This window comes from Niallia oryzisoli (assembly GCF_036670025.1).
Lineage (GTDB): Bacteria > Bacillota > Bacilli > Bacillales > Cytobacillaceae > Bacillus_BD > Bacillus_BD oryzisoli.
Window position 1 is genome coordinate 5144507 of sequence record NZ_CP137640.1, and the last position, 24975, is coordinate 5169481.

Genomic DNA, 24975 nt, shown 5'->3' on the forward strand with positions numbered 1-24975 from the left:
TTAAGTAGCTACTAAAATATGAAAATGAATTCTATGTATTCTGTGGAAGCAATAGAACCGTCCCTCTGCTTCCTCTATTGGTTTCATATTAGTGATAAAAAAAACCAACAGTTTTGGCTGTTGATTTTTTTGTTTTAGATTATATATTCTTCTTTAATCTCTATTTCTACTAGCTAAATATGTCCGTTGTCTTTCCCGATCCCGCAGCTCCTGCTTGCGGATTTCTTCTTTTTCATGGGCAGCCAGCTCCGATCTTAACTCTCCGGCACAGCTTTCACACAGCTTGCCTGTATGAATAATCTTTCCGCACTTATCACAGGGGTAGCCGAGATTGGGAAAGTGCGTTTGCTGAAATCGTCCGTTTTTAATGAATTTAAGAAGCAGGTCTTCCTCGACACCCGTCGCTTCAATGATTTGCGGAATCGTTGCAGCTCGATTTTCCCGCTTTCGCATATATCGATAAATAGTCTCAAACTGCCTTTCTTCTTCCTTATAGCATCCTTCACATACATCACGAAACTTATTTCTTACCATTATTTTTCCACAGTTCGGGCAATTAATTAAATCAGGCATCATAAACGTTGTCTCCTTTATGAAACTTTTGCTATGTATATTCTTATTATATAGGAAAATGTTTAACTTTTGTTACAAAAGTCGGAGGATAATAGACTTAGTACCTAGCAAAAATTCAGCCTCTTGCAATTGTGATCGATGTGACAGATGCGGCACCGTGACTTGTTAATACCTTTGCTGCATGTCTCAGGGTTGAGCCGGTTGTGTAGACATCGTCGATTAGGATGATCGTTTTCCCTTTTATATCTGGGAGATGTTCGGGCTCGGCAATGTGCTGTGTTGGGGTGTGATTAAGTGGTTTTGACGGCAACTCGGCAAACCTAAACACCTGACCGGCATGGATCCGTTCATTGCGCGATTTCTTAGACTGTTTTTCACCATGGATACGGGTCAGGATATTTGCCGGGGTAAGGGAGGCCTCCATGATCAGTGCTTCTGCTTGATTAAAGCCGCGCTCCTGCAGCCGCTCCTGACTTAAGGGAATCGGGACGAGCAGATCAAAGGGCTGTCCGTCTAGCTTCTGCAGCAGCTGCTCGGTAAAAAGCTGCGCTAATGCATAATCACCGCGGAACTTATAACGGGCAATCACCTCTTGGAGAAAGTCATTATAAAGATAGAGTGATTGATTTTTAAGACACCCCTTCCATTCAGGATCCTCCTCCCAGCGGACACAGTCATAACAGCGGTCCCCCTGAATAAAGCGGGCATCCAGCTGTTCGAACGGCCGGCCACATATAGAGCATGTCTCCCCTATAATTTCTTCCAACTTTGCTTTACAGGTCTGGCAAATCGTTTGTTTTTTCACCTTTGAAATGAGATCATTCCATCCCATTGGAAGGATAATTTTGGTAAAACAGATTAGACAGTAGTCACGCATTGGGATCAGTCCTTTTATGTGGGATGTGGGTCAGGGGGACAGGCACCGCGACCCAGTGGGTGGGTCGCGGTGCCTGTCCCCCTGACCCACTTAGTCTTAATTATCAATCAACCCCCTTACTCTCGCTTCTTTGTTCATCGCTAAAATTTGTTTGCGGGCTTTGACCATGGCGTCGGTTTTTCCGTAGTGAAAAAAGGTAATATCCCCGCTTGGAAAATCGGAGCTGCGACCGACACGGCCGGCGATTTGGACAAGGGCGCTTTCTGTGAAAATCCGGTCCTCTGCTCCGACCACAGCTACATCAAGTTTGGGAAAGGTCACACCGCGCTCTAAGATTGTAGTAGTTAATAGAATTGGGATTTCCTTATCACGCATGGCCTGCACCTTTTCTTTGCGTTTCGGGTCTTCGGCATGGACAGCTTCGATTCTCGGATCGATTGTTTTCATCAGAGGAAGGATTTTTTCCATTAATTCGATGCGGGGGAAAAAGAAGAGTGCCTGCTGCCCGTCAGAAACCCGTCTCGTGATCCATTTCAGGACATTACCTGGGAGCTTCCCTTTCTTCAGCTGCTTGTACCAGTTTCCGCACCAGACAAACCGCGGCACCGGCAAGGAATAGCGGTGAAAACGGGCGGGTATGGTGACAAAACTTCTCTTTCCGGTCTTACACTCTTTTCGCCACTTTTCATTGGGTGTGGCCGTAAGATAAATAATCGAGGAAACCTTTTTGCGGGCCTCTTCCACGCAGTATTGCAGCGCTTCTTCAACCGAGTATGGAAAGGCATCAACCTCATCTAACACCACGACATCAAACGCCTGGTAAAAACGGAGAAGCTGATGGGTCGTCGCGATCGTCAGCGGAGCATACAAATGGCGGTCTTCACTGCCGCCGTACAAGGTCGCAACTGGAATACCCGGAAATACCTTTTTCAAGCGCGGCGAAAGCTCCAATACCACATCCGTTCTCGGTGTCGCCAGACAAACCCGCTTGCCCTCAAGCAGTGCTGCATTTATTCCATTAAAAAGCACCTCTGTTTTCCCTGCCCCGCATACTGCCCAGACAAGCAGAGAATCTGTTTCGTGCACTGCTTTCACTACTGCGTCTGACGCGAACCCCTGACCCGCCGATAAAGTTCCTGTCCACAGGAGAGGCGGGTTGGTTATTTCAATCGGTATGGGAGGGCCTGTCCAGCTGACCAACGGGGTACACGTACTCGTTCTCCCCATCATGATACATTTTCGGCAATAGACACAGGTTTCCCCGCACCTCGCACATGGAAAAGACGCAAATAGGTGTTTTTGCCGGTTTCCGCAGCGAAGACAGGTATGTTTATTTTTTTCGATTACAATGCTTTTTCGGTAGATAAGATATCCGTTTTCGTAGTGGGATTGAATTTCCTGTAATGAATGGGGCAGGTCTTGAAGAAGAAGCTGTTTTCCGGATAAGAGTTTTTGCAGGTCTCGATTAAAGGGATAGTTCGGGTTTATTAACGGTGTTTCCGGCAGATTTTCAATTAGTGAAATTGGAAGTGGGGTAGTGGATTGTTTTTGAGTTGGAGGCAGGAGTTTTTCAGGAATTAATTTTCCATTTAGGCAGAAGAATTTCATGGGGTCACCTCTTATTGATATTGGTTGCGATGGTCGTAGAAGGTTCATATGAATGGCTGATTTTACAGGTTGTGAAGGTTTCGGAAGGTACTTACGAATGGATGATTTTACAGGTTGCGAAGGTTTCGGAACCTGCTTGCGAAGGAGAACGTTCAGGAGGAAAATGTTATATCTACGCCACTCCGAAGAATAACGTTCAGGAAGAAAATTTTACATCTACGCCACTCCAAAACGGAATGGCGTCATGTTTATTTTTTTACCCAGCCAAGACCTAAGGCGCCTTCACCAAGGTGCGTTCCAATCACAGCACCAAAATAACTGAGCTGGAATTCAACATTTGGAAACAGTTCCTCAAGCTCACTTTTCCAAGCTAAGACTTCCTCTTCACAGTTAGCATGGATAATCGCAGCTTGGTAGGATGCTCCATCGCTGACATCTTCCTGCATAAGTTCTACAATTCGTTTGATTGCTTTTTTTCGGGTACGGATTTTTTCAAAGGGGACAATGACTTTGTTTTCAAAATGAAGGAGCGGTTTCACTTGGAGTAATCCGCCTATTAGGGCTTGAGCGCTTGAAAGACGACCTCCGCGCTGTAAATGGGAGAGGTCATCAACCATAAAGTACGCTCGCATCGTTTTCTTCATTTCTGCTAAACGAGTCATTATTTCTTGAGGGTCGCTTCCTTGGGCTGCCATTTTTGCAGCTTCAATTGCATAAAAGCCTTGTGGCATGCAGGCAATTTCCGAATCAAAGGAATACACCTCAATGCCATCCACCATTTCCCCTGCCGTAATGGAACCCTGATATGTACCACTGATTCCGCTTGAAAGATGAACACTGATAACCGCATCATATTCTTTAGAAAGGGACTGGTATAACTCGACGAAATTTCCGATCGCCGGCATGGAGGTTTTCGGCAGCTCGCGGCGCTTTACTTCTTCATAGAACTGCTCAGCACTCAGTTCAATTTCCTCCTGATAGGATTCATCGCCAAAGATGATATTTAATGGGATGATGTGTATGTTGAATTGCTCGACCAATTCTTTCGGAAGATAGGCCGTACTATCTGATACAACAGCTGTTTTCATAAAAGGGATACCTTCCTTAATGATGAATTTTCAATAAGTAAAGTCGAGGCCGCTTGTACAGAGGTTAAAATTGACTGACTGGACATTTTCGTTTTAGCTCAGTCTGGCATTTTTCATACCAATCATCGATATGAATTTACCTATAACCTGTGCCCCTCAACCTTTACTATTTGTCTAAGTACCATTTTATATGAAAACCGTTTAAATTGCATTATGTAAAGGTGAGTTTAGATTCATGTTTGGAACAATACAGCCTTTCAATTGATAGAATCATTAAAGAATTTATTTAGGTCAATAATAGTTATATCAATTTGGTCAGTAATGTAAAGCTGAATCATGATATCGTCACTAATGTTTCGTAAATAGAGGGAATCAAGCTCGTTTTTAGTTATTTTTTAAAAAAGTTGATTCCTTGCTAGGATGTAGTTGTGATTCCCAGCGAATCAGGCTGCATTTTTCTAATTATTGGGATGTACTTTTATTACTTAAATTATATCCGCGGTTTTCGGGCATTTTTCCGCACTTTTAGGCACTTTATCCGCGCTTTTTGAGAACTTATCCGACTTTTACGGTTTCTATAAAATAAGTGACCAATTTTCGGTTTGTACAGGTGAACAATCACCATTTAGCTCCTGTACCGAGCCAGTGAAACCCACAATCCATCTAAACCAAAACCAGTTTTCCACTGACATATCCACTGCTTTTAACTATTTATCCACAATATTCTAACTATTTATCCACATTCCTGTATAACTGGAAAATCCTATCTATTCATAATAACCACAATAATTAGCCTCCTCTGTTATCAAGTTATTCACAATTTTATGAACATATCCACAATTCATCCACACGAAGTATTGCCCAAAACTTAGAAATAAATAATCAATAGTTATCAACCCTTCGCGTTAGAAGGTTTTAACATATCTCCAAATGTTATTAAACAAAAAAAAAACGTACCCTCATAGAGAGTACGTTATCTAACTTCCACCCAGCCTTTTTTGATTGCTTCCACTACCGCCTGTGTACGGTCGTTTACATTCATTTTTTGCAGGATGTTACTTACGTGGTTTTTAACTGTTTTTTCACTGATATATAATGCATCACCGATTCCGCGGTTGCTTTTTCCATCTGCTAATAACTGAAGAACTTCACATTCACGGCGTGTTAATAGATGAAGAGGACGACGCACTTCCATTTGCAGTACATAATGATTTCCGCCTTCTTCTTCTGCCGCTAAGCGTCTGAATTCATTTACTAGATTGTGAGTAACCTTTGGATGTAAATACGATCCGCCTGCAGCGACTACTTTTACCGCTTCAATTAATGCATCCGCATCCATTTCCTTTAATAAATAACCGCATGCACCTGTTTTTAAGGCATGTGTCACATAGTTTTCATCATCATGAATCGAAAGGATAATTACTTTGGATTCTGGATATTTTTCAACCAATAGACGAGTTGCTTCAATTCCGTTCGTCTCCGGCATATTGATATCCATAAGTACGACATCCGGACGGTGTTCTTCCACAAGCTGAAGTGCTTCGCAGCCGTCATTACCTTCCGCTACAACCTGAAATGTCTTTTCAAATTCCAGGATTCTTTTTACACCTTCTCTAAATAACTGATGATCGTCGATTATCACAATTTTCGTTGTCAAAATACTCCGCCTCCCTAAAACATTACCAATCTCTCTATTTGTTGTCGAACTTTGTATATTCTTTCACTTAGCATGTCTAATGTCACATTCAAATTTCCATCTATCCTCATTTTACCTGTTAAAGTGTGTGTTGCTTCAGTTTACTTTCCACCGCAACCGGTACCTGGATGATGACGATGGTTCCTTTACCTGGTTTGGAATCAAGTGAAAGCTCCCCTTCCAGAAGTTCGACTCTCTCTCTCATTCCTATCAATCCAAAGGAATTTGGCTTTTTCTGATTTACATCAAAGCCTTTCCCATTATCTCGAACAATTACGGTCAGAAAGTCTCGTTGAAACTCTAGTTTTACGACCACTTCACTGGCCTCAGCATGTTTCATTGCATTTTGGACAGACTCTTGTATCAAACGGAAGAGTGCGACTTCATAATTAGCCGGAAGTCTCCTTGCTTCTCCGATATACATAAAACGAATGTTCGTCCCATTGAAATACTCTTCAATGGTTTGTAAATATTTTTTTAGAGTTGGAACTAAACCTAAGTCATCAAGTGCCATTGGGCGTAAGTCATAAATGATATGACGTACCTCATAAAGAGCATCACGAACCATTTTCTTCAGGTTCCTGATTTCCATAATAGCCTCTTCCGCTCCCCGTTCCCGGTATATTTTTTCAATTAGATCCGAACGCATCATTACATTTGCCATCATTTGTGCAGGTCCATCATGAATTTCTCTAGATAATCGTTTGCGTTCTTCTTCCTGCGCTTCAATAATTTTCAAGCCAAAATCCTGCTTTTGCTTAGCATCCTCCAACACTTCACCAATTTGCTTTAAATCACTTGATAAGTAATTCATTACGACCGTTATTTGTGAAACAAGACTTTCAGCCCGCTGAATCGTTTCAGCCAACCCTGATAATCTTCGTTCAAGGTCATCACGGCGTGCACGCAGCTGTTTTTCCATCTGCCTGTTCATCGTAAGGTCTGTTTGGATCCGGTGGGCCTTTTCGTACACCTCCCGGACTTCTGCCTCAGAGTAAAGGTTGAAATGCTTGCTGACTTCTGAAAGCCGCTTTCGCGATAATCGTGCCATCGTCTCCAGCTCGTCGCCTTCTTCGATCATGTTGCGGACTGCTATTTTAATTTCACGCAGTTCTTCTGAGAGTGTTTTAAAGTCATTCTGGCATGTTTGTCCAATTTCAAAGATTTCCCTTTTACTGTTACCGACAGTTTCCATCATTTTTTCCAGAATCTGATCAAGTGCTTTTGTATCAAATTTTTTAATGTTCATCGTATTCCCCCAGAGGACACTAGAACCTTTCACACATTCTATTAAACTACCGCGAAAGGTGTACATTGGGATATTTTTGTTCGCTTTAATGTAATACTCCTAGGTAGTTATATCGATTATCCTAACATGTATGGCATATATCCTATTTTACACCATTTTCCATTTGTTCGTTATAAAATACTACCAATATTTTAAAATTTTTTTTGAGTATGTCACAATGATTTTTTAGTCCTCATTGATTATAACCATTATACCATGCAATTAAGACACCCGTGTTAAAGTTTGTTTACAATCCTTTTGTAAATTGATGTTAAGAAGCATGTCGATTTATAATAGAGGTATTAATTCATAAGACAAAAAACCCTTTAATATTACAGTATTTTTACAAAGACAGAACTTTTAAGTTGATTTAAGATGAATAATCTGTAACATTTTTGTCATGTACATGCTATGCCAATGGAAAACTAATGAGGAAAGGTGCGGTACTATGTTACCCCAGTACTATACGGTAAAAGGGAATGGCGAACATGAAATCGTCATCCAAAAATCCCGCTTCATTGCTCATGTGATGAGAGCTGAAACAGAAGAAGCAGCCCAGGAATTTATTCAGAAAATCAAAAAGGAGCATTGGAATGCAACGCATAACTGCTCCGCCTATCTAATCGGAGAACACGACCAGATTCAAAAAGCCAATGACGACGGCGAGCCAAGCGGCACGGCCGGTGTTCCGATTTTGGAAGTGTTAAAAAAGAAGCATTTAAAAGACACGGTTGTTGTCATCACCCGCTATTTCGGAGGCATTAAGCTTGGAGCAGGCGGTCTGATTCGCGCTTATGGAAAAGCGACATCAGAAGGCATCGACGCAACCGGTGTAGTAGAACGCAAGCTGATGAGAGTGATGTCAACGAAAATTGACTACACTTGGCTCGGCAAAGTGGAAAATGAACTCCGCTCCTCCATTTACGAGATTAAAGAGATTCACTACCTTGATGCCGTTGAAATCGAAACCTATGTGGAAGAAGCCGATGTACAGAACTTCACCGAATGGATGGTAGAGCTGACAAATGGCCAGGGAGAGATTGCTTCTGGAGAAGTGCTTTATTTAGAAAGAGATATGTAGGTGTATGAAACCAAAAAAGGTGAGAGACTATTGATAGTTCCTCACCTTTTTTATACTCTATTAACGGTTCTTTACGGTTGGGTATCGAACGCTGCGAATGAATTTTAGTAATGGGCGGTAGTTTTTCCCAACGAGCCCGATTTTTTCAGCGATGACTTCGATGACGATTAACAGTGCAATGATCAAAGCAAATGAGCCTAAAAGCTTTGCTTGTGACAGGATCACTGCTACCAATCCGAAGAAAGCTGCCATTGCATAAATGATTAATACGGTTTGTCTATGTGTAAAGCCCAGTCCCAATAAACAATGGTGTAAATGGGATTTATCTGGTGCCATTAACGGCTTTTTGTTTACGATTCGGCGAAGGATCGCAAAGAACGTATCTGAGATCGGAACGCCAAGAATAATGATTGGTAAAATAAGGGAAATAAACGCAGAGGTTTTAAATCCTAATAGGGACAATACCGAAATCATAAAACCTAAGAACAGTGCCCCTGTATCACCCATGAAAATTTTTGCCGGGTGGAAGTTAAAAACTAGGAAACCAAGCGTACTTGCTAACACGATGGATGCAATGATAACAACGAATGGGTTTCCGAATAGAATCGCCATTCCGGAAATCGTAATTAAAGCGATCGAAGAAACACCGGCAGCCAGACCATCAAGACCATCAATCAGGTTGATTGCATTGGTAATTCCGACAATCCATAGGATCGTAATCGGTACACTTAAAAATCCAAATTCCAGAGTACCGTCGCTAAAAGGAAGGTTAATGAATTCAACCTGTACTCCGCCCCAAAAAACAACGACCCCGGCTGCGGCAAGCTGACCCACTAATTTAAGTTTAGCTGAGATTTCAAACATATCATCAAGGATACCAGTGATGATAATAATGGTTGCTCCAGCCAGAATGGACATGATATATGGCGATTGCGGCTGATAGAACCAAACCCCAAGTACAAAACTGATGTATATCGCTAAACCTCCAAGGCGAGGCATAATTTTCTGGTGAACCTTTCGTTGATTCGGTTTATCCGTTGCACCGATTTTAAAAGCTAACTTTATCACGACAGGAGTTATTAAGATCGAAATGATAAAACATAGCAACATCGTCAAGTAAATCATGAGTATCCTCCCTTAATTGTATATTGCCCACCGCATCACAAATGAATACAGGCAAATACAGTCAACAAAAACCATTATCTTATTTTTTAATTGGTAAAATCAGCTAACCTAGTAATATATCAAATGGATTATATCACAAATATATAATGTTGAGAATCTAATTTACGTCACAAATTCGTTACAAGCTCCGTAATAATGATTCCCTCTAATTATAAAAAGTCACTTTCATACTCTCACTATAATAGACGGTATGTAACAAGAAACGTTTCACGAATAACTTAAAAAATCATATCACTTTATTTTTAAAAAGCAATGGGAATGGATACCAAGTTCAAAATTTTGGATATAGAAAATAGCGTGCATCCCTTGCCACGCTATTTTTTGTGATTTTGTTATTTTATATTCTTGAACTACTCCACCTTAATTTTCTAACGAAAATTTGAAGGATGGAGATTCCTGCGAACACCGAGGTATCCCTCAGTTATTTAGCAGGCTATCCCCGTCGCACCGACGGTTAGCAGTACAAGTGGCGTAAGCCTCCTGCAAGTGTTGCAAACTTGTACGTTGAACTCGCCACGCACCCTACTTTAGCTTGGTTTTCGCAATTTCGGTGTGCCGTGGAGGCGAATGGTGCTTGGATATTTTACAGTGCGAAGACTTTCTCGCACTAACCCTATATATCCTGTTTTCAAAGAACAACTAACAGGAATATTATACCATACGAACAAGCGTTTTCGCTATCGCCAACCGACATTCATCACCCACTTATTTTTGGGCTACGCCCTGCACAAAATTGAAGTGGGAGTCTTCTGTCGGAAAAAGATAAAACTATTTTCTTCCAAAGCGCCCTTTCACCTTTTCCAGCGCAATCTGGACAACGATATCCTTTGTGACGATCAGGATGATACCGTAGATCACAGAGCAGGTGATTCCGATAGCAATAAAGAGCGGAATCGGACCGGAGACAAATTGTCTGATACCATAAGCGATCGGAATGAATAACAGTGAATAGAATAAATATTTCATTTTCGCCCATTCAAACAGCTTGTACTCTATTTTGATATAACGTTTGATATACCAGTACTCGAGTAGAATTAAAATCAACGTAGCCAGACCTGTTGTAAAAACGGCTGTAGCCGGTGTCAGCTTGTCCATAAACAGTAAACCAATTTTAAATAAAACGTTAATAAAACCTGTTAAGAACACAAGCTTGATCAGCACATTTTCCTTCTTTTTTACATAAATGATCTGGTTGGCAAGGATAAAGTCGATGCCGAGCACGATCATATAAAAGGCGAATAAGCTTAAGGCGGTTGATGCCCCGATAAAATCCTGACCTCCATAGATTAAAACGGCAACATCCGCTAAGACAAAGATGCCTGCAGAGGCAGGGAATAACAATGAAAAATAGACCTTTGAGATATTATTAAGGAGAATATGATAACTCTTTTCATCATTCGACCCGAGAATATAAGAAAGTCTTGGGAGTGTTACTTGAATGATACTTAACATTAATGTATTGATAATCCCCATGATTTGCTGCGGAATGACATAAAAGGAGACATCCCTTTTGGTAGCAAATTGACCGAGCATCAGACGGTCTAAGAGCGTAAACAAAACATTCCCATTGGCGAACACAACGACCACAAATAATGGTTTTAGATGCTGGACAATCGTAATATTACTGAAATCAAATTTTATTTTACGTTTAATATAGATAAAACTTACGATATTATTTAAAACGGTTGAAAGTACCAAAAGCATCGCATATTCGTAATAATTGTCACTGTTATTGACCATCGCAAAAATTAGGATGACATAAATAATCCGGACAATGACCGTTTTAATTGTAATGAAATCGTAGTTTTCCAGCGCCTCGTTAACCCATTCCACCATGAAAATGTTCGCGATGAAATTAAAACCGAAAATCATTAAAATCGGGAAAATACTGTCCTCACCGTAGCCAAAATAACTGACCGCTCCATAACAAAGCAAGGCGGCAAGACTTGTGACAAGACCAATCGTAAATAAGCTCGTAAACAGCTGACTGACCTTCTGTTTGTCGTCTTTCACGCGGCTGATTTCACGCATCCCGTATTGATAGACGCCAAAGGTCGCAAAGATTAAAAAGTACGCATAAATCGATTCAACAAACTGCACTTTCCCGATCGATTCGGCACCGAGTACACGGTTCACATAGGGACCTACTAAGATGGGAAGAATAAGGTTAAAGCTGTTCAAAATAACCTTGTAGAGCATGTTTTTAAACAATGATTTTTTCATAAAATTCCTTCTAATCCCCTAATTAATGAAACAAATATGCCCTCGTGTTATCCTGGAATGGAAGTGTCTCATTATCAACTTTTGTCCAATCCCAATTTGGATTTGGGATCATATAAGTTTCACCGTAATTTTCTTTTAAATACTGGTCATAGTTTTCCGGTATTGGAAATGGATTGCCTTTAAAATCAATCCTTGTGATCCCGCTGAAAGTGGAAGTTAATTTCTTCACTACAAGTCCGGTAATTTGCGTTTTTTCAGGTCCTTTCTTGTAGATTGTCTTCTCGCCTTCCTCTAAGGCAAAGCAGGAAACGCGGTTTTCACCTTTGATATAGTAATACACATCGAGATTAACCCCTTTGTAAAGATAAGTTTCCTCGACAATATTGCCTTCGAGCCAAAATTCACGAGCCTTTTTAAAGCCCTTCCCGATCAATGCTGTTTCAATTGCCTTGGCATCTTCTCCAGTTGTAAAAAAGGTACCGATATCAATATCCGCATCATGGCCGATAAAATCTTTTTCCCGGATGGCACCAAGCAGCGTTCCATAATCAAGCCAAAAATCCAGCTTCATCTCTGCAAACACATCCTTCACATGCAATAAAGCCTCGTAGCCGTAATTTTTTACTGATTCACGCTTTGCCGCCTCTGCCGATTCTCGGTAATGCTGGTTGATTTTTAACAAGACGGGATTTTGCCGTAATGCTTGGTATACCTTTTTACTTCGGAAGTAAGATTTCACTTTTTCATATACTGTCACCTAAGATGCCCCCTTCAAACCTGTTGTACACTTATGAAAAAGAGGCTGACCAAGCTAAGCGTTAGACTTCGAGGTAGTGTAAGGCACCATAAAAAGACGTGTGGTGCCTTACATCTATCCCTCATTGGTCAAACTCTTATAAGTCATCCTCATGAATAATTAAAGAGTGGAATCAAGCTCTTTTAAGTAAGCTGAAAGTGCTTCTTTCCAATCTCTTAATGGTGTGAATCCTTGTTCTTCAAGTTTCTTTTTGCTAAGAACAGAATACTTCGGACGCGCTGCCGGACGCGGGAATTGCTCCGTTGTCAGCGGGTTCGTTTTTACCTCCAAGCCTGCCTGCTTGTAGATTTCTACGGCAAATTCATACCAGGAACAAATCCCGCTGTTTGATGCATGGTAGATGCCATACTTATCACTTTCAATTAATTCGACAAGGAAGGCTGCTAAATCCACCGTGTAGGTTGGCGATCCGACCTGATCGGCGACAACACCAACTTCCCCGCGCTCCTTGCCTAATCGAAGCATCGTTTTGACAAAGTTATTGCCATTAATGCCATAAACCCATGCGGTCCGCACGATGAAATGCTGTTCAAGGCTTTCTTGTAAAAAGTTTTCCCCGGCAAGCTTTGTTTCGCCGTATACACCAAGTGGCTTTGTTGGCTCATCGACTTCATACGGCTCTGTTCCGTTTCCGTCAAAGACATAATCCGTACTTACATAAACCATTTTTGCCTTCACTTCATGTGCTGCCTGCGCCAAATATTTCGTGCCAAGCGCATTGACATTATAGGCAGTCTCGCGGTCTGTTTCCGCTTGGTCCACGTTAGTATATGCAGCGCAATGAATAATGGCATCAGGCTTTAGCTCTTGAACAAATCGGTAAACGTCCGCTTCGTTTGTCAGATCAAAATCCTCACGCTTTGTTCCATGAGCGGTATGTCCCTTTTTTTCAAGCTCTTTTACAACGTCATACCCTAATTGACCATTAATACCTGTTACTAAAACATTCATTATTCTACCTCTAGACGGTCGCCGTACTGGGACTTGAAATATTCCTGATATTCACCTGAAATAATGTTTTGCCACCATTCCTGGTTGTTTAGATACCAGTCGATTGTTTGCTTGATACCTGTTTCAAATGTATATTTCGGCTCCCAGCCAAGTTCTGTGCGAAGCTTTGTCGCATCAATCGCATAGCGGCGGTCATGTCCTGGACGGTCTTTAACGAATTTAATTAAGGATTCCGGCTTGCCAAGTTGGGCTAGTATTGTTTTTACAATATCGATATTTGTGCGTTCGTTGTTTCCGCCAACATTGTATACTTCGCCGTCACGGCCTTTGTGAAGCACTAAATCAATCGCCTGGCAGTGGTCTTCCACATGAAGCCAGTCACGGACGTTTAACCCATCACCGTAAATAGGAAGTTCTTTGTCATGCAGTGCATTGATAATCATCAATGGAATCAGCTTCTCAGGGAAATGGTACGGACCATAGTTGTTAGAGCAGCGAGTAATATTCACCGGAAGACCATATGTTTCGTGGTACGCACGAACTAACAAGTCTGCTCCTGTTTTACTTGCACTGTACGGGCTGTTTGGCGCTAATGGTGTTTCTTCTGTAAAATAACCAGTCTCACCTAGTGTGCCGTATACTTCATCAGTAGAAACTTGAAGGTATTTTTTCACGCCGATTGCTCTAGCTGCATCAAGTAGAGCAAGAGTACCTTGAATATTTGTCTGCACAAAAATCTCAGGGTTTGTGATGCTGCGGTCTACGTGAGACTCAGCTGCAAAGTTCAGCACGTAATCAAATTGTTCTTTTTCAAAAAGATCTTGTACAAATTCGCGGTCAGCAATATCGCCTCTAACAAACTTGTAGTTTGGAGCGTTCTCGATATCCTTTAAATTCTCAAGGTTACCGGCATATGTTAATAGATCAAGATTATAGATCGTGTACTCCGGATATTTATTGACCATATAGCGGACAAAGTTACTGCCGATAAAGCCCGCGCCGCCTGTTACTAGTAATTTCATGTAATGTTAAGCCTCCTATTCCTCGTAAACAAAATTTAAATGGGTTGCTTCTGCTAATGTCGGATGCTTCGTATCCTTATCCGATAAAATCGGGTTTGTTGTCGGCCAATCGATACCTAAAGCCGGATCATTCCATAGAATGCCGCCGTCATGCTCCGGTGAATAGTACTCATCTACCTTGTAAGCAACCGTTGTATCTGGAACGATCGTACAGAAACCGTGCGCAAAGCCTTTTGGTACAACAAGCTGACGTTTGTTGTGCTCAGAAAGAATAACGCCGACCCACTGTCCGTATGTAGGTGAACCTTTACGAATATCAACAGCTACATCATAGATCGCACCTGTGATGCAGCGGACAACCTTTGTCTGTGCCTTCGGATTCAACTGGAAGTGCAGTCCTCTTAGAGTTCCAACAGGAGCTGAAAGAGATTGGTTATCCTGAATAAAGTCATAATGTAAGCCTAATTCTTCAAAGATTTGTTTATTATAGCTTTCCATAAAATAACCGCGGTGGTCGCCGAACACTTTTGGTTCTAGAATAAAGACACCTGACAGTTTTGTTTCAATTTTATTCATTTTCATTAAACCTCGCTTTTATCGGTTAACGCCTTGCGTAGCAATTTTCATCAAATATTGTCCATATTGATTTTTCAATAACGGCTCAGCAAGTTCAATTAACTTATCTTTTGTTATATAGCCCATTTTATATGCAATTTCCTCAAGGCAAGCGATTTTCAGCGTTTGTCTTTTCTCAATTGTCTCAATAAACTGTGAAGCTTCTAACAAGGATTCGTGTGTTCCAGTATCAAGCCAAGCGTATCCGCGGCCAAGAAGCTCAACATTTAGTTCGCCCATTTCAAGATACTTTTTATTGACGTCTGTAATTTCAAGCTCACCGCGCGCAGATGGCTGAATGTTCTTCGCAATTTCAACCACACGATTATCGTAAAAATAAAGACCTGTTACAGCGTAGTTTGATTTTGGCTTTTCTGGTTTTTCTTCGATCGAAACCGCTTTGCCTTCTTCGTTAAATTCAACCACTCCAAAGCGCTCAGGATCGTTTACATAGTAACCGAAAACCGTTGCCCCTTTTTCACGACTGGCCGCATTTTTAAGCAGATTGGTCAGGCCGTGGCCATAGAAAATATTGTCGCCCAGCACTAATGCCACATTGTCGTCGCCGATAAATTCCTCACCGATGAGGAAAGCCTGTGCCAAGCCGCCTGGATCAGGCTGTACTTTATAAGAAAAATTCACACCTAAATCAGATCCGTCGCCTAAAATTTGCTCAAAACGGCCGATATCCTGCGGTGTTGAAATAATGAGAATATCTTTAATTCCTGCAAGCATTAATACGGATAGCGGATAATAAATCATCGGCTTATCATAAACAGGCAGCAACTGCTTTGATACTACCTTTGTTAATGGATAAAGCCGCGTTCCGCTTCCACCAGCTAAAATAATCCCTTTCATTTCAATCAACTCCCTGGTTAATGGTAACTGCTATTTACATGATTCTATTTTATCTGCCAATACTAGACATCTTCCCCAACATATTATAGAGAAGAAGTTGTGATTGTACAAACCTAATTTTGTAAAGAAATTCGTTTGTCGCTTTTGTGCATGTTGCCGGGATGGTGCTGTGACTAGGGTTGATGACTGGGCTTGGCCCGAGCTCTTAATGTCCATTATTTAAGGTGATTTTTCTTCTTTTGGTGTTGTGAAGGACAGTTTGGTTAATGACTTTTTTTACTTTGGCCTTTAGAAGCTTTAAGAAGGCATTTTCCTTGATGACTGATTTTGAATTGTCCTTTAGAAGCCTGCTATGAGACATTACCCTAGCTCTTTTTGTTTAAAAAGTTCTCTTTATAACCCCACATTAAAACAAATACCTTACAATAGCTCGAATCGTCCCAATTCTTCCTTTCAATTGCTGGGATAGAGTGCGTTTCTTTATCCCTGTGACGTTTCCACCATGGCGGACGTATTTGACGAGCTTCTCGTCAAGAAACACAATGTTTTTCTTTTTCATCATGCAGACAAGAGCAATCCATTGGTCATGCATTTCGATAGTCGGAGGAAATGGCGTGATTGCCGGAATTAAATCTTTTTTAAAAGCCATAAATGCTCCGGTGTATGCATTCTTCAAGATATTTCCTAAAATCCCCTGGTCGATTTTGTTGTTGTTATAATCATTCCAAGATGGAGACATAACCTTCAAATCGCCGTCGACGACAACCGCATCATGGACAACCAAATCGGCGTTCCTCTCTTTAAAAGCATTCATAACTAATTCGACTTTGTTGTCTTCCCAAATATCGTCCTGATCACACAGGAACACGACGTCACCTTGTGACAGCAGAATCGCCTTTTCAAAATTTCGGATTGCACCCATGTTATGTTTATTGACAAAAACCTGTACTCGTTCACCATATGTATTTTTAATAATCTCAACTGTATCGTCCGTCGAGCAATCATCAACGACAATAACTTCATCCGTATCCTTTAGCTGCTTGATCACAGAATCAAGCTGGCGGACAATAAATGCGGCCCCGTTATAGGTGGCCAGACAAACTGATATGTTCATAATCGTATCCCCTCTTTTTTGAAGGATCCTGTAATACGTTTATCCTTTTTTTCATTGAAAAAACGTAATCTCATAAAAATCCTTAACTAACTAAAAAAGCTCAAGGCATCCGCCTAGTGGCATGTGCCTTGAGCCGATGGCGCCTTTATGGACCATAACTTCCTAACTTTTCCTTCGAGCCGTACGCCATCTGGAATTCTTTATTATTTTTGCATAAGCCCACGCTGTGTATGCAAAGCGGCCGTTTATTTTTGCTGTACCCTGCCGAACTTATTCAGCAGACCGCCGTTTATTTTTACAGTACTCTTCTTAACCTACCTACCGAGCAGCCGTCTATTTCCCCATTAGCCTGCTCAAAGTATACAAAGCAATTCGCTTATTTTTCACAACCAACAGCTGCTTGGCCAAGCGTTTAAACAGCTGCTTTCGGTATTCGCCGATTAATTCGGTTTTATAATTACTGTAATATTTCATTTCCGAATCAAGAATGCTTTTATAACGATTAAGTGAAACTGTGCTGTAATCCATGACAGACAAATCGTGTTCAAGCGTGACCCGCAGCAGAAGAATTTTTTTGCCCTGTTCATAAATTTCATGAAACAGCCAGTGATCTAAATAATCGAGCGGAAATTCTGTATTGAAGCCGCCGATTTCATTTAAAAAGCTGATCCTCACCAGTGAACCGGAGTTAATCGCCATCACCGGTTTCTCCTGAATGCCTTCGACAGGTCTTTCTGTCTGTAACGGACGAAGGGAATGGCTGTAGACCGGAGACACCATAATCCCATTCGTCATAATCTTTGGCACGACCGCCGCAATCTCTTCGGTTATGTCGTGATCTTTTAACATCAGATCAATATATTCTTCCGTGACCATCGTATCATGATCGAACAGGAGCAGCCATTCACTCCCATTCTCCTGCGCTCTTTGCCACGTATAGTTATAGGCTGTTGCAATACCAAGATTGCGCGGATCATGAATATAGTCTATATTACCCGGGTAATGATTCGCATCAAAGTCCTGCTGTTCCGGACTGTTATCATATAGAATCATATCAATGCCCGCTAAAGAGTCCTTTCGTTCAAGCAAAACTTTTTTCAACGAAGAGAACGTCTTAGACTGCTCAATAACCTGCTTATAGAACACAACAACAATCGTTACCTTCATGCTGCCAGTTCCCCGTTTACTTCTTTTTCCTTACGGTTTTGTGACACGATTAGGATGAATAAGAAGAAGCCGATTCCAAGCGGATTATTAATAAATGGGTTGATATTGGTCAACAGCAGCATCCCCATAAATGCCGACATGAGCGATACTTCCAATGTTGAGATGCTTTTCTTTCGTTTATAAACGACATGGTAATTGTAATAAACGAGCAAACAAAGCACTAACCAAACAGCAAGTCCCACTAGTCCTTGTTCAATCAGGATGTCGAGCATACTCATTTCAATACCAGTTACACGTCCCCCGATTTCCGTACCGTATCCAAGCCCAAGGATTAGGTGAACCGGGTCACTTAACAACGTTTTCGCTTCGAGAATATCCTCGACACGTGTGTTTACACTCACGTCATTGACTTCAGGTGCAGGCTTTTTCTTTTCTGTTTTTGCAGAATCCTTTTTCCCTGTTTCTTTATGCGTTTCTTCCGTTTGCGGAGATGTTGTTTCAAATCTCTCCAACGTCATGTATTGGAACATAAACGGAACGGCCACGAAAATGCAGGCAGAAATGATCATTTTTCGTAAAAACTTCTTTGAGGTAAACATCGTACGGATTTTTTCCGAAAAGCGTTTAATCGGCTGGGTAATAATTCTTGCATCTAATATTACAATCATCATCACGCTGATCATGAAGGCAAGTAAAAATCCTCTTGTCTCAGACCACAGAACTGAAATGGAGCCTAAAATCAATGTGACAACATCCAGCTTCGTAAATTTTTTATCAAGAACAGCATTTAAGGAAATAATGACGGCAATCAGTACGAAAATATGACTCTTGTAAAACACGCTGTTGCTAGGTCTGAAATACAAATCATCGTTCATAAAGCCGTTGATGAAATAATAGTATGGAGCAAAGTTTGCACTAAAGACTGTTTTTCCTAAAATGGCGATCACAAGGGTGAAAATCGATACAGCAACCGCACTGTATTTTAATAAAGCTATGACACGATCCTTCGAGAACCGCTCTTCCGCAATATAATACGCTAATGGAAAATAAGCGGCAAAGAATGATACACGGAAAAAGTCAGTAATGATATCTGATAAGGAATGATCGTTGATGAGTCCGATTGCGCAGCTAAAAACAAAGCTGGCGATTAATAAATAAATTCCAATCGTTAGTGGATTAAAGCGAAAGAAAGTATTGACCCTCGTATCGAGAATCGCCTTTTCTTTTACAATTCTGACCATAAAAGTCAAGATGAGCAAAATGAATAGAACTTGGCGAATCGATAGAAAGCCGAAATCGATCAGCCTCCCCCCGCCGCCGACAAAAAGCTCAACAAAAAACAGTGTCAGCAGTATTTTTTCAAATTTATTCATAAAACATCCTCCGAAATCTTAATGAACGGACATGATAGATTTAACTAATGCAACATTTCTTAATTTCAAAGCCTTTTCCTCTACTAAATGCCAAGAGGCGATAGCAAAGCATAATGTGATTGGATACGAAATAATAAAATTTTGCAACGGCGTGATATCATTATGGAAAAGATTGACAACCATTTGTTGAACCGGGAATGCATAAATATAAATTCCGTATGAAAAATCACCATATTTACTGAAATGATGCAAAGTAATCTTGGACGCATATCCGATATAAAAAATGAAATATCCGCCAAAAATCGGAAACAAATAATTAAATTTTCCTAGTTTTGCGGATATAAAAACGATAACAAGCGAAAGTAACGCAAGCCACACATTTTGCAGAATTTTACCTCTGAACAAATAAAAAAGCATTCCCGCACTAAAATAGCGGAATAAATCGGTATAATAGCCGCCATGACCAAAATGAAAAAGAACAGTCGATGCAATAAAGGCAACGATAACCGTCTGCTTATGAAGCAGCCTTATGACACCTAAAAACCCTACCACTCCATAAAATAAGAATTCGTACCATAAGGTCCATAATGATCCGTTTACGGAAACCGGTGCAGTATTACTTTCAAACACTCCCGGTAAATCATATTGGATATGGTACATAAAAATCGTCCGCAAATACTCATAGGTTTGCGGATTTGTAAAATACTCAACTAGATTTAATGTAGTGAAAATGGGTCCAAGGATAAAAACACTTAAACTGACGACAACTACTAAGCCGGGGATAATCCGAAAAATACGCGCTTTAGAAAAACGGACGATATCCTTAGAGCGTTCAAAACTCTGCGTGATCAAGAATCCACTTATGATGAAAAAAATACTCACAGCTAGAGAACCAAACGTGCTTTGACTGTTTGTAAACAACCCAAAAGGCTCTGTCGCGTTATGTCCTATCGTTAACGGGTAAGCATGTGAGAGAATAACTAATGATGCAGCTAAAAATCTTATGATGTCTAGATTGTTCTTTTTACCTGCTAAGAACTCATCTAGGTATCTCCCTTGAAGCTTCACGGACTATTCCACTCCTTATTTATGAATGTACAGAATCAATTCTAGAAAAGGCGCCATCCCCATTTATTGAAAAATTTCCACATCGATTTTAGGAAAATTTTAAATAGCTTGGAGTTTTTATGTGCACCTCTTTCATAAAAGTGAATGACGTTTGAAAAAGGAGTATAAATGATTTTCTTCTTACGTTTTCCAAACTCTAAACAAAGATCATAGTCTTCAAAATACATGAAGTAACGGTCATCAAAGCCATTTACTTCTTTAAAATCATCGCCGCGTAAAAACATAAAGCAGCCTGAACCAATTCGGATATTTGCATACTCTTCCTCAGATAGGTTTCGGCATTCATATGATTCCAGACGCTTGGCAAATAATTTTTTAACGAATTGAAATGGAATATAACGAAGGGCATAGTCAAAAACCGAGACGCGGTCACGGATTAAGTATTGTGTTGTTCCATCCGGATTTAACACTTTTGGCACCAAGAGTGAAATGTCAGAATTACTCTCCATGTACTCCAGCATGCTTTCTAAGTTTTCCTTTGTCACCAAAATATCCGGATTAAACACTAGGAAGTATTTCTCTGATGCCTGCAGCAGGCTGTGGTTATGGCCGAAACCAAAACCATTGTTTTCATGATAAAAGTTAATATCCGCAAAATCCTGATATGCAGACAGCTTCTGTTTATATTCTTCGCTCGAGTTATTATCAAAGATGACAATTCGAAAGCGATCATCCTGCCCCAGCTCGCTTTTCAAATTATCAAGCACTTTGAATATATGTTTACTGTTGTATGTTACGATGCTTATCGCTACTTTTGCAATGCCCACATTTCCCCACTCTTTCGTTTTAACTATTGTTAGAAAAGCGCAAGCGCCTTGTCCAGCCCTACAGGCATAAGACGCGCGTGAATAGAAGGCGTTCTTTGCCTTCAATTCGCGAGTGGCTTATGACTTCGAGGGGCTAGGCGCTGGAGCTAGATCAAGAAAAGCGCAAGCGCCTAGAACATATAGAACCTGTTCCTGCGTTCACCTTTCAAGGAGAGCCTCCTTGATGGCCAGCCATGACATGCCTAAGACGCTCCTGTATGGAGACACGATTTGCCTTCCAATCAGAAGTGACATTTGATAGAAAGGACTGGCTGCTTGCACTAGACCAAGAAATCTTCATAAGCCTGCCTATCGGCTCATGCCCATTGCCGATTGCATTATCTTTTTCGTGTAGAACAACTCTTTCTAGCACAAATCTATGTTAATCGACAAATTATTCTAATGATACTTCAGCTTTCAATTATAGCATCAATTAGATATATTTTGTACATATTCCCGAGCACTTTTTGTCAATCTATATTGCATAGGTTGCATCAAGGCCGCCCCTTCTGTAACTGGCGATTCAGTATGAATCCTCTTTTTATGGCTATTAATGAATGATGATTTTTCCCTTCCCCTCATTTTAGCAATGAGCGAAATGGAGTGAAATTATGCATAAGAAAACCCCTCCACCACTCGATGAAGGGGTTACATCCTTAATAATAGTAGTAATAGTAATAATAATCCTCGATTGTATCCTGCAATACACCATTGCTGTCAAAATAATGGTAATCAAATCCGATACGGTAGATACCGGTCAACATGTCTCCATATTCGTTAAAATAGTACCATTTACCGCCGAGCTGCAGCCAGCCGGTATGCAGTGCACCGCTGCCTGTTGCATAATACCAGTCATATCCGTCTGTGTTCCAGCCATTTGTTTTCATCACTCCGCTGTTATCAAAGAAGTAATTCTTACCATTAATGCTTGACCAGCCTGTATCCATTGAACCGTCAGAATAATTTAAATAATACCATTTACCGCCGCTCGATAACCAGCCAAGGTATAACGTCCCGTTTGCTTGTGCATAGTACCAGTTATAGCCGTCGGTTACCCAGCCCTTTGTTGCCATAATCCCATTGCTGTCAAAGAAGTAATCATAGCCGTCAATATATTGATAACCTGTCGCCATTGCGTACGTATAGTCATCATAATATTCGTCATACATTCCGAAATAGTACCATTTTCCGTTATACGGAAGCCAGCCATGCTTTAGGGTTCCATCGGCATTGGCATAGTACCAATTGGATCCATCTGATACCCAGCCATTCGACTGCATGACACCTAGATGATTAAAGAAATAAACTTGACCGTTAATTTCATAGGTTTGGTTAGCAACCATGGCACCACTGTAATCAAGATAGTACCAATTACTGCCGCTTTGAACCCACTGATCATATAGTTGATAGCCAGTTTCATCGTAATAGTACCAGTCTCCGTAGCTTGCCACCCAGCCTGCTGCGGTAACATCGTTATGTACGGCTGCTGTTTGTACAGCTTCATCTTGTGCTTGTTCTTGTTGTGCTGCATCTGCTTGTACAGCTGTTGTTTGTTCTGCGTCTGTCTGAGGTGTTGCCGCTGGAGCAGTTTCAGGTTGGGCAGACTGCGTTTCTGTTGTTTGTGTTTCTTCAGCTGTTTGTTGTGGAGTTTCGGCTGCAGGTGCAGGGTCTGGCTGTGCCATGTCAGCTGCTTCTTCTTGATTAACTGCTTGATCTTGTAAAATCTGTTCTTCTACTACATTTGTACTGTCTAATTCTTCAGATGCATTTCCGTTCTCCTGTGCAAAAGAGACCGTAGGAATCATGAGAAGAGTCGTAAACAGCAAGGCAAACGAGACCTTTTTCATACTATAGACCCCCTTATTTTGTACTACTTTAATATTTTACCAATATAGTAGAAAAGTTCAAATAAAAGGGTCAAAGTTTATCGAAAAATAGATTAATTGTTTTGTTAAACAATTTTTTTATGTTTAACCGGTGGTAAAGGACGGTTCTTCTGATGCGATTTGGATTTTTTCCCTAGCACGATTGGGAAATATTTATTGATCATAAATATGACTGGTGTTAATAGAATACTCGTTAGAATTGTATATAATAGCCCTAATAAATTAGGGTTCGAAATTATCGATTGAAGCTGTACTGCACCAAAATGGTTAATAAAGTTAAAGCCTAAACTTACATGCAGGGCTAATAGGATTAATGAGTTTTTCCCCATAAAGCCTAGGACAGCTATAGAAAGGAACTGCGATAAATAAATGACAAAAAAGATTGCAAGAGCTGCCCAAATAATATTATTTAAATATAAAAAGATATAATCATATACATGCCAAGTTTCTCCGGTAATCATTTGAAAGATCTTCGCATAGATTGCATCATTGAAAAGGAAAAAAAGATATAGGATAGATGAAGCCAGTAAGAATGGAGACTTCTTTAAGTTTCCGTTCAAAACGCTTGCGTTTCTCAGCGTAGACCCTATCGCAAAGTAAAAAATAAAATAGAGTGATTGATCAAAGCTCCATGGCAGAATTGAGGTTCCAGCGAAAGCATCCAATACTGAAACGGAAAATAGTGACATGCCTGTAGTCAGCAGCATAATCCAGGATTGTTTTTTCACATATTTTACCAACAGGTAAAAAATAACTTCGATTGTAAAAAGTGACGTTAAAAACCAAAGCGGCTGATCGAAATAAATTCCATTTCTTTCTGATAATAAAAACGTCTTGATCAAGTTCGGGATATCGATGGTTCCAAGTTGGAAAATTTTCATTAATAAAATAGAAATGATTGAAAAGCTTACATAAGGAATTAACAAGGATTTGGCTTTTGCAAATATGAAGCCTTTTAAATCAGGATATTTCCTATTGGAAAATAGAAACCCTGATATAAAAAAGAACAACGGCATATGAAAAGCATAAATTTGCCCTCTCAGTTCCCCTTGGATCATGGTATGTCCTAAAATTACTAATAAAATGCCAATCCCCTTACTCGAATCTATCCATTGAATTCTATTATTCATTATTTACCCTTCCATCACATAATTCATAAACCGTTTGACATCACCCTAAAGCCTTAGAGCAACCATATTATATTCCGCTCAAACCAAACAAACAATCAAATTTTGCTACCAATTATATAATCTTTTTATTCAATAAATTACAAAAAAATATACATTAGCACGGTAATACTGTTGGAAGGTAAAGCAGTGAGGGACAGTCCCCCACTGCGGTACCGCTTTAATATGACGGGGGACTGTCCCCCGGTGCGGTAATGCTTTAATGTGGCGTGGGACTATTCCCGTTGGTTTAGGTAATTTCTTTTGATGCATTTTGAAATTTATTTAATTTCCAATTAAACGGCGAAATACTGCTTTTTTTACTTAAAAACATGAAAAAAACCCCTCCAATTGCTTGAAGGGGCCGATAGTTCAATAATACCAGTAGTAAGTATCGTACCAATAATCATAATCGAAAGGAACCAATCATAGACTGGTCCATCTTATAAGATA

General features: G+C 40.4%; 22 protein-coding genes. 2 read left to right on the plus strand and 20 right to left on the minus strand.

Annotation, left to right across the window (positions count from 1 at the left end; all coding sequences use genetic code 11):
* Positions 1-153: 153 nt before the first annotated feature.
* The 3 genes from R4Z09_RS25715 to R4Z09_RS25725 all read right to left on the minus strand — a co-directional run bounded on the left by R4Z09_RS25715 (position 154) and on the right by R4Z09_RS25725 (position 3058).
* The gene (locus tag R4Z09_RS25715) at positions 154-576 is read right to left on the minus strand and encodes a TIGR03826 family flagellar region protein (RefSeq protein WP_338449531.1); all 423 of its coding nucleotides are present in this window, start codon (positions 574-576) and stop codon (positions 154-156) included.
* Positions 577-688: 112 nt separating this feature from the next.
* The gene (locus tag R4Z09_RS25720; protein ID WP_338449532.1) at positions 689-1450 is read right to left on the minus strand and encodes a ComF family protein; all 762 of its coding nucleotides are present in this window, start codon (positions 1448-1450) and stop codon (positions 689-691) included.
* A gap of 96 nt (positions 1451-1546) precedes the next feature.
* Positions 1547-3058: a DEAD/DEAH box helicase gene (locus tag R4Z09_RS25725; RefSeq protein ID WP_338449533.1), complete on the minus strand. Its 1512-nt coding sequence runs from the start codon at positions 3056-3058 to the stop codon at positions 1547-1549.
* Positions 3059-3072: 14 nt separating this feature from the next.
* Between R4Z09_RS25725 and R4Z09_RS25730 the strand changes: the two genes are divergently transcribed.
* On the plus strand, positions 3073-3333 hold the full coding sequence (locus R4Z09_RS25730) for a hypothetical protein (protein WP_338449534.1): 261 nt from the start codon (positions 3073-3075) through the stop codon (positions 3331-3333).
* Here R4Z09_RS25730 and R4Z09_RS25735 read toward each other — a convergent pair.
* The 3 genes from R4Z09_RS25735 to R4Z09_RS25745 all read right to left on the minus strand — a co-directional run bounded on the left by R4Z09_RS25735 (position 3307) and on the right by R4Z09_RS25745 (position 7091).
* Complete coding sequence (locus tag R4Z09_RS25735; protein WP_338449535.1) at positions 3307-4146, minus strand: DegV family protein; 840 nt, start codon at positions 4144-4146, stop codon at positions 3307-3309. The two genes, R4Z09_RS25730 and R4Z09_RS25735, sit on opposite strands and share 27 nt — an antisense overlap.
* Positions 4147-5119: 973 nt before the next feature.
* On the minus strand, positions 5120-5803 hold the full coding sequence (locus R4Z09_RS25740; protein WP_338449536.1) for a response regulator transcription factor: 684 nt from the start codon (positions 5801-5803) through the stop codon (positions 5120-5122).
* A 118-nt stretch (positions 5804-5921) separates the two neighbouring features.
* Positions 5922-7091: a sensor histidine kinase gene (locus R4Z09_RS25745; protein WP_338449537.1), complete on the minus strand. Its 1170-nt coding sequence runs from the start codon at positions 7089-7091 to the stop codon at positions 5922-5924.
* A 487-nt stretch (positions 7092-7578) separates the two neighbouring features.
* On the opposite strand from R4Z09_RS25745, the gene R4Z09_RS25750 reads away from it, so the two are divergent.
* On the plus strand, positions 7579-8211 hold the full coding sequence (locus R4Z09_RS25750) for a YigZ family protein (RefSeq protein ID WP_338449538.1): 633 nt from the start codon (positions 7579-7581) through the stop codon (positions 8209-8211).
* Between the two features lie 60 nt (positions 8212-8271).
* Here R4Z09_RS25750 and R4Z09_RS25755 read toward each other — a convergent pair whose 3' ends face one another.
* The 14 genes from R4Z09_RS25755 to R4Z09_RS25820 form a co-directional block, all read right to left on the minus strand.
* Entirely contained in the window at positions 8272-9336 is a 1065-nt protein-coding gene (locus R4Z09_RS25755; protein ID WP_338449539.1) for an MraY family glycosyltransferase, read from the minus strand.
* An 828-nt stretch (positions 9337-10164) separates the two neighbouring features.
* A complete protein-coding gene (locus R4Z09_RS25760) occupies positions 10165-11619 on the minus strand; it encodes an oligosaccharide flippase family protein (RefSeq protein ID WP_338449540.1) in 1455 nt (484 codons plus the stop codon).
* 22 nt (positions 11620-11641) lie between these two features.
* Positions 11642-12376: a LicD family protein gene (locus tag R4Z09_RS25765; RefSeq protein ID WP_338449541.1), complete on the minus strand. Its 735-nt coding sequence runs from the start codon at positions 12374-12376 to the stop codon at positions 11642-11644.
* A gap of 159 nt (positions 12377-12535) precedes the next feature.
* Positions 12536-13387: a dTDP-4-dehydrorhamnose reductase gene (gene rfbD, locus R4Z09_RS25770; RefSeq protein WP_338449542.1), complete on the minus strand. Its 852-nt coding sequence runs from the start codon at positions 13385-13387 to the stop codon at positions 12536-12538.
* On the minus strand, positions 13387-14409 hold the full coding sequence (gene rfbB, locus R4Z09_RS25775) for a dTDP-glucose 4,6-dehydratase (RefSeq protein ID WP_338449543.1): 1023 nt from the start codon (positions 14407-14409) through the stop codon (positions 13387-13389). The genes rfbD and rfbB overlap by 1 nt, the downstream gene beginning before the upstream one ends.
* A gap of 15 nt (positions 14410-14424) precedes the next feature.
* Positions 14425-14985 (minus strand): dTDP-4-dehydrorhamnose 3,5-epimerase, encoded by a 561-nt coding sequence (rfbC, locus tag R4Z09_RS25780; RefSeq protein ID WP_338449544.1) that lies wholly within the window; start codon positions 14983-14985, stop codon positions 14425-14427.
* Between the two features lie 18 nt (positions 14986-15003).
* Positions 15004-15882, minus strand: a complete 879-nt coding sequence (gene rfbA / locus R4Z09_RS25785; protein ID WP_338449545.1) for a glucose-1-phosphate thymidylyltransferase RfbA — start codon at positions 15880-15882, stop codon at positions 15004-15006.
* A gap of 406 nt (positions 15883-16288) precedes the next feature.
* Complete coding sequence (locus tag R4Z09_RS25790) at positions 16289-16996, minus strand: glycosyltransferase family 2 protein (RefSeq protein WP_338449546.1); 708 nt, start codon at positions 16994-16996, stop codon at positions 16289-16291.
* A gap of 333 nt (positions 16997-17329) precedes the next feature.
* Positions 17330-18163: a glycosyltransferase gene (locus R4Z09_RS25795; RefSeq protein ID WP_338449547.1), complete on the minus strand. Its 834-nt coding sequence runs from the start codon at positions 18161-18163 to the stop codon at positions 17330-17332.
* Positions 18160-19536 (minus strand): hypothetical protein, encoded by a 1377-nt coding sequence (locus R4Z09_RS25800; RefSeq protein WP_338449548.1) that lies wholly within the window; start codon positions 19534-19536, stop codon positions 18160-18162. The genes R4Z09_RS25795 and R4Z09_RS25800 overlap by 4 nt, the downstream gene beginning before the upstream one ends.
* 18 nt (positions 19537-19554) lie before the next feature.
* On the minus strand, positions 19555-20604 hold the full coding sequence (locus R4Z09_RS25805; RefSeq protein WP_338449549.1) for an acyltransferase: 1050 nt from the start codon (positions 20602-20604) through the stop codon (positions 19555-19557).
* A gap of 41 nt (positions 20605-20645) precedes the next feature.
* Positions 20646-21431, minus strand: a complete 786-nt coding sequence (locus R4Z09_RS25810; RefSeq protein ID WP_338449550.1) for a glycosyltransferase family 2 protein — start codon at positions 21429-21431, stop codon at positions 20646-20648.
* Positions 21432-22126: 695 nt separating this feature from the next.
* Entirely contained in the window at positions 22127-23317 is a 1191-nt protein-coding gene (locus R4Z09_RS25815) for a hypothetical protein (RefSeq protein ID WP_338449551.1), read from the minus strand.
* 104 nt (positions 23318-23421) lie between these two features.
* Positions 23422-24486 (minus strand): acyltransferase family protein, encoded by a 1065-nt coding sequence (locus tag R4Z09_RS25820; RefSeq protein ID WP_338449552.1) that lies wholly within the window; start codon positions 24484-24486, stop codon positions 23422-23424.
* Between the last annotated feature and the right edge of the window lie 489 nt (positions 24487-24975).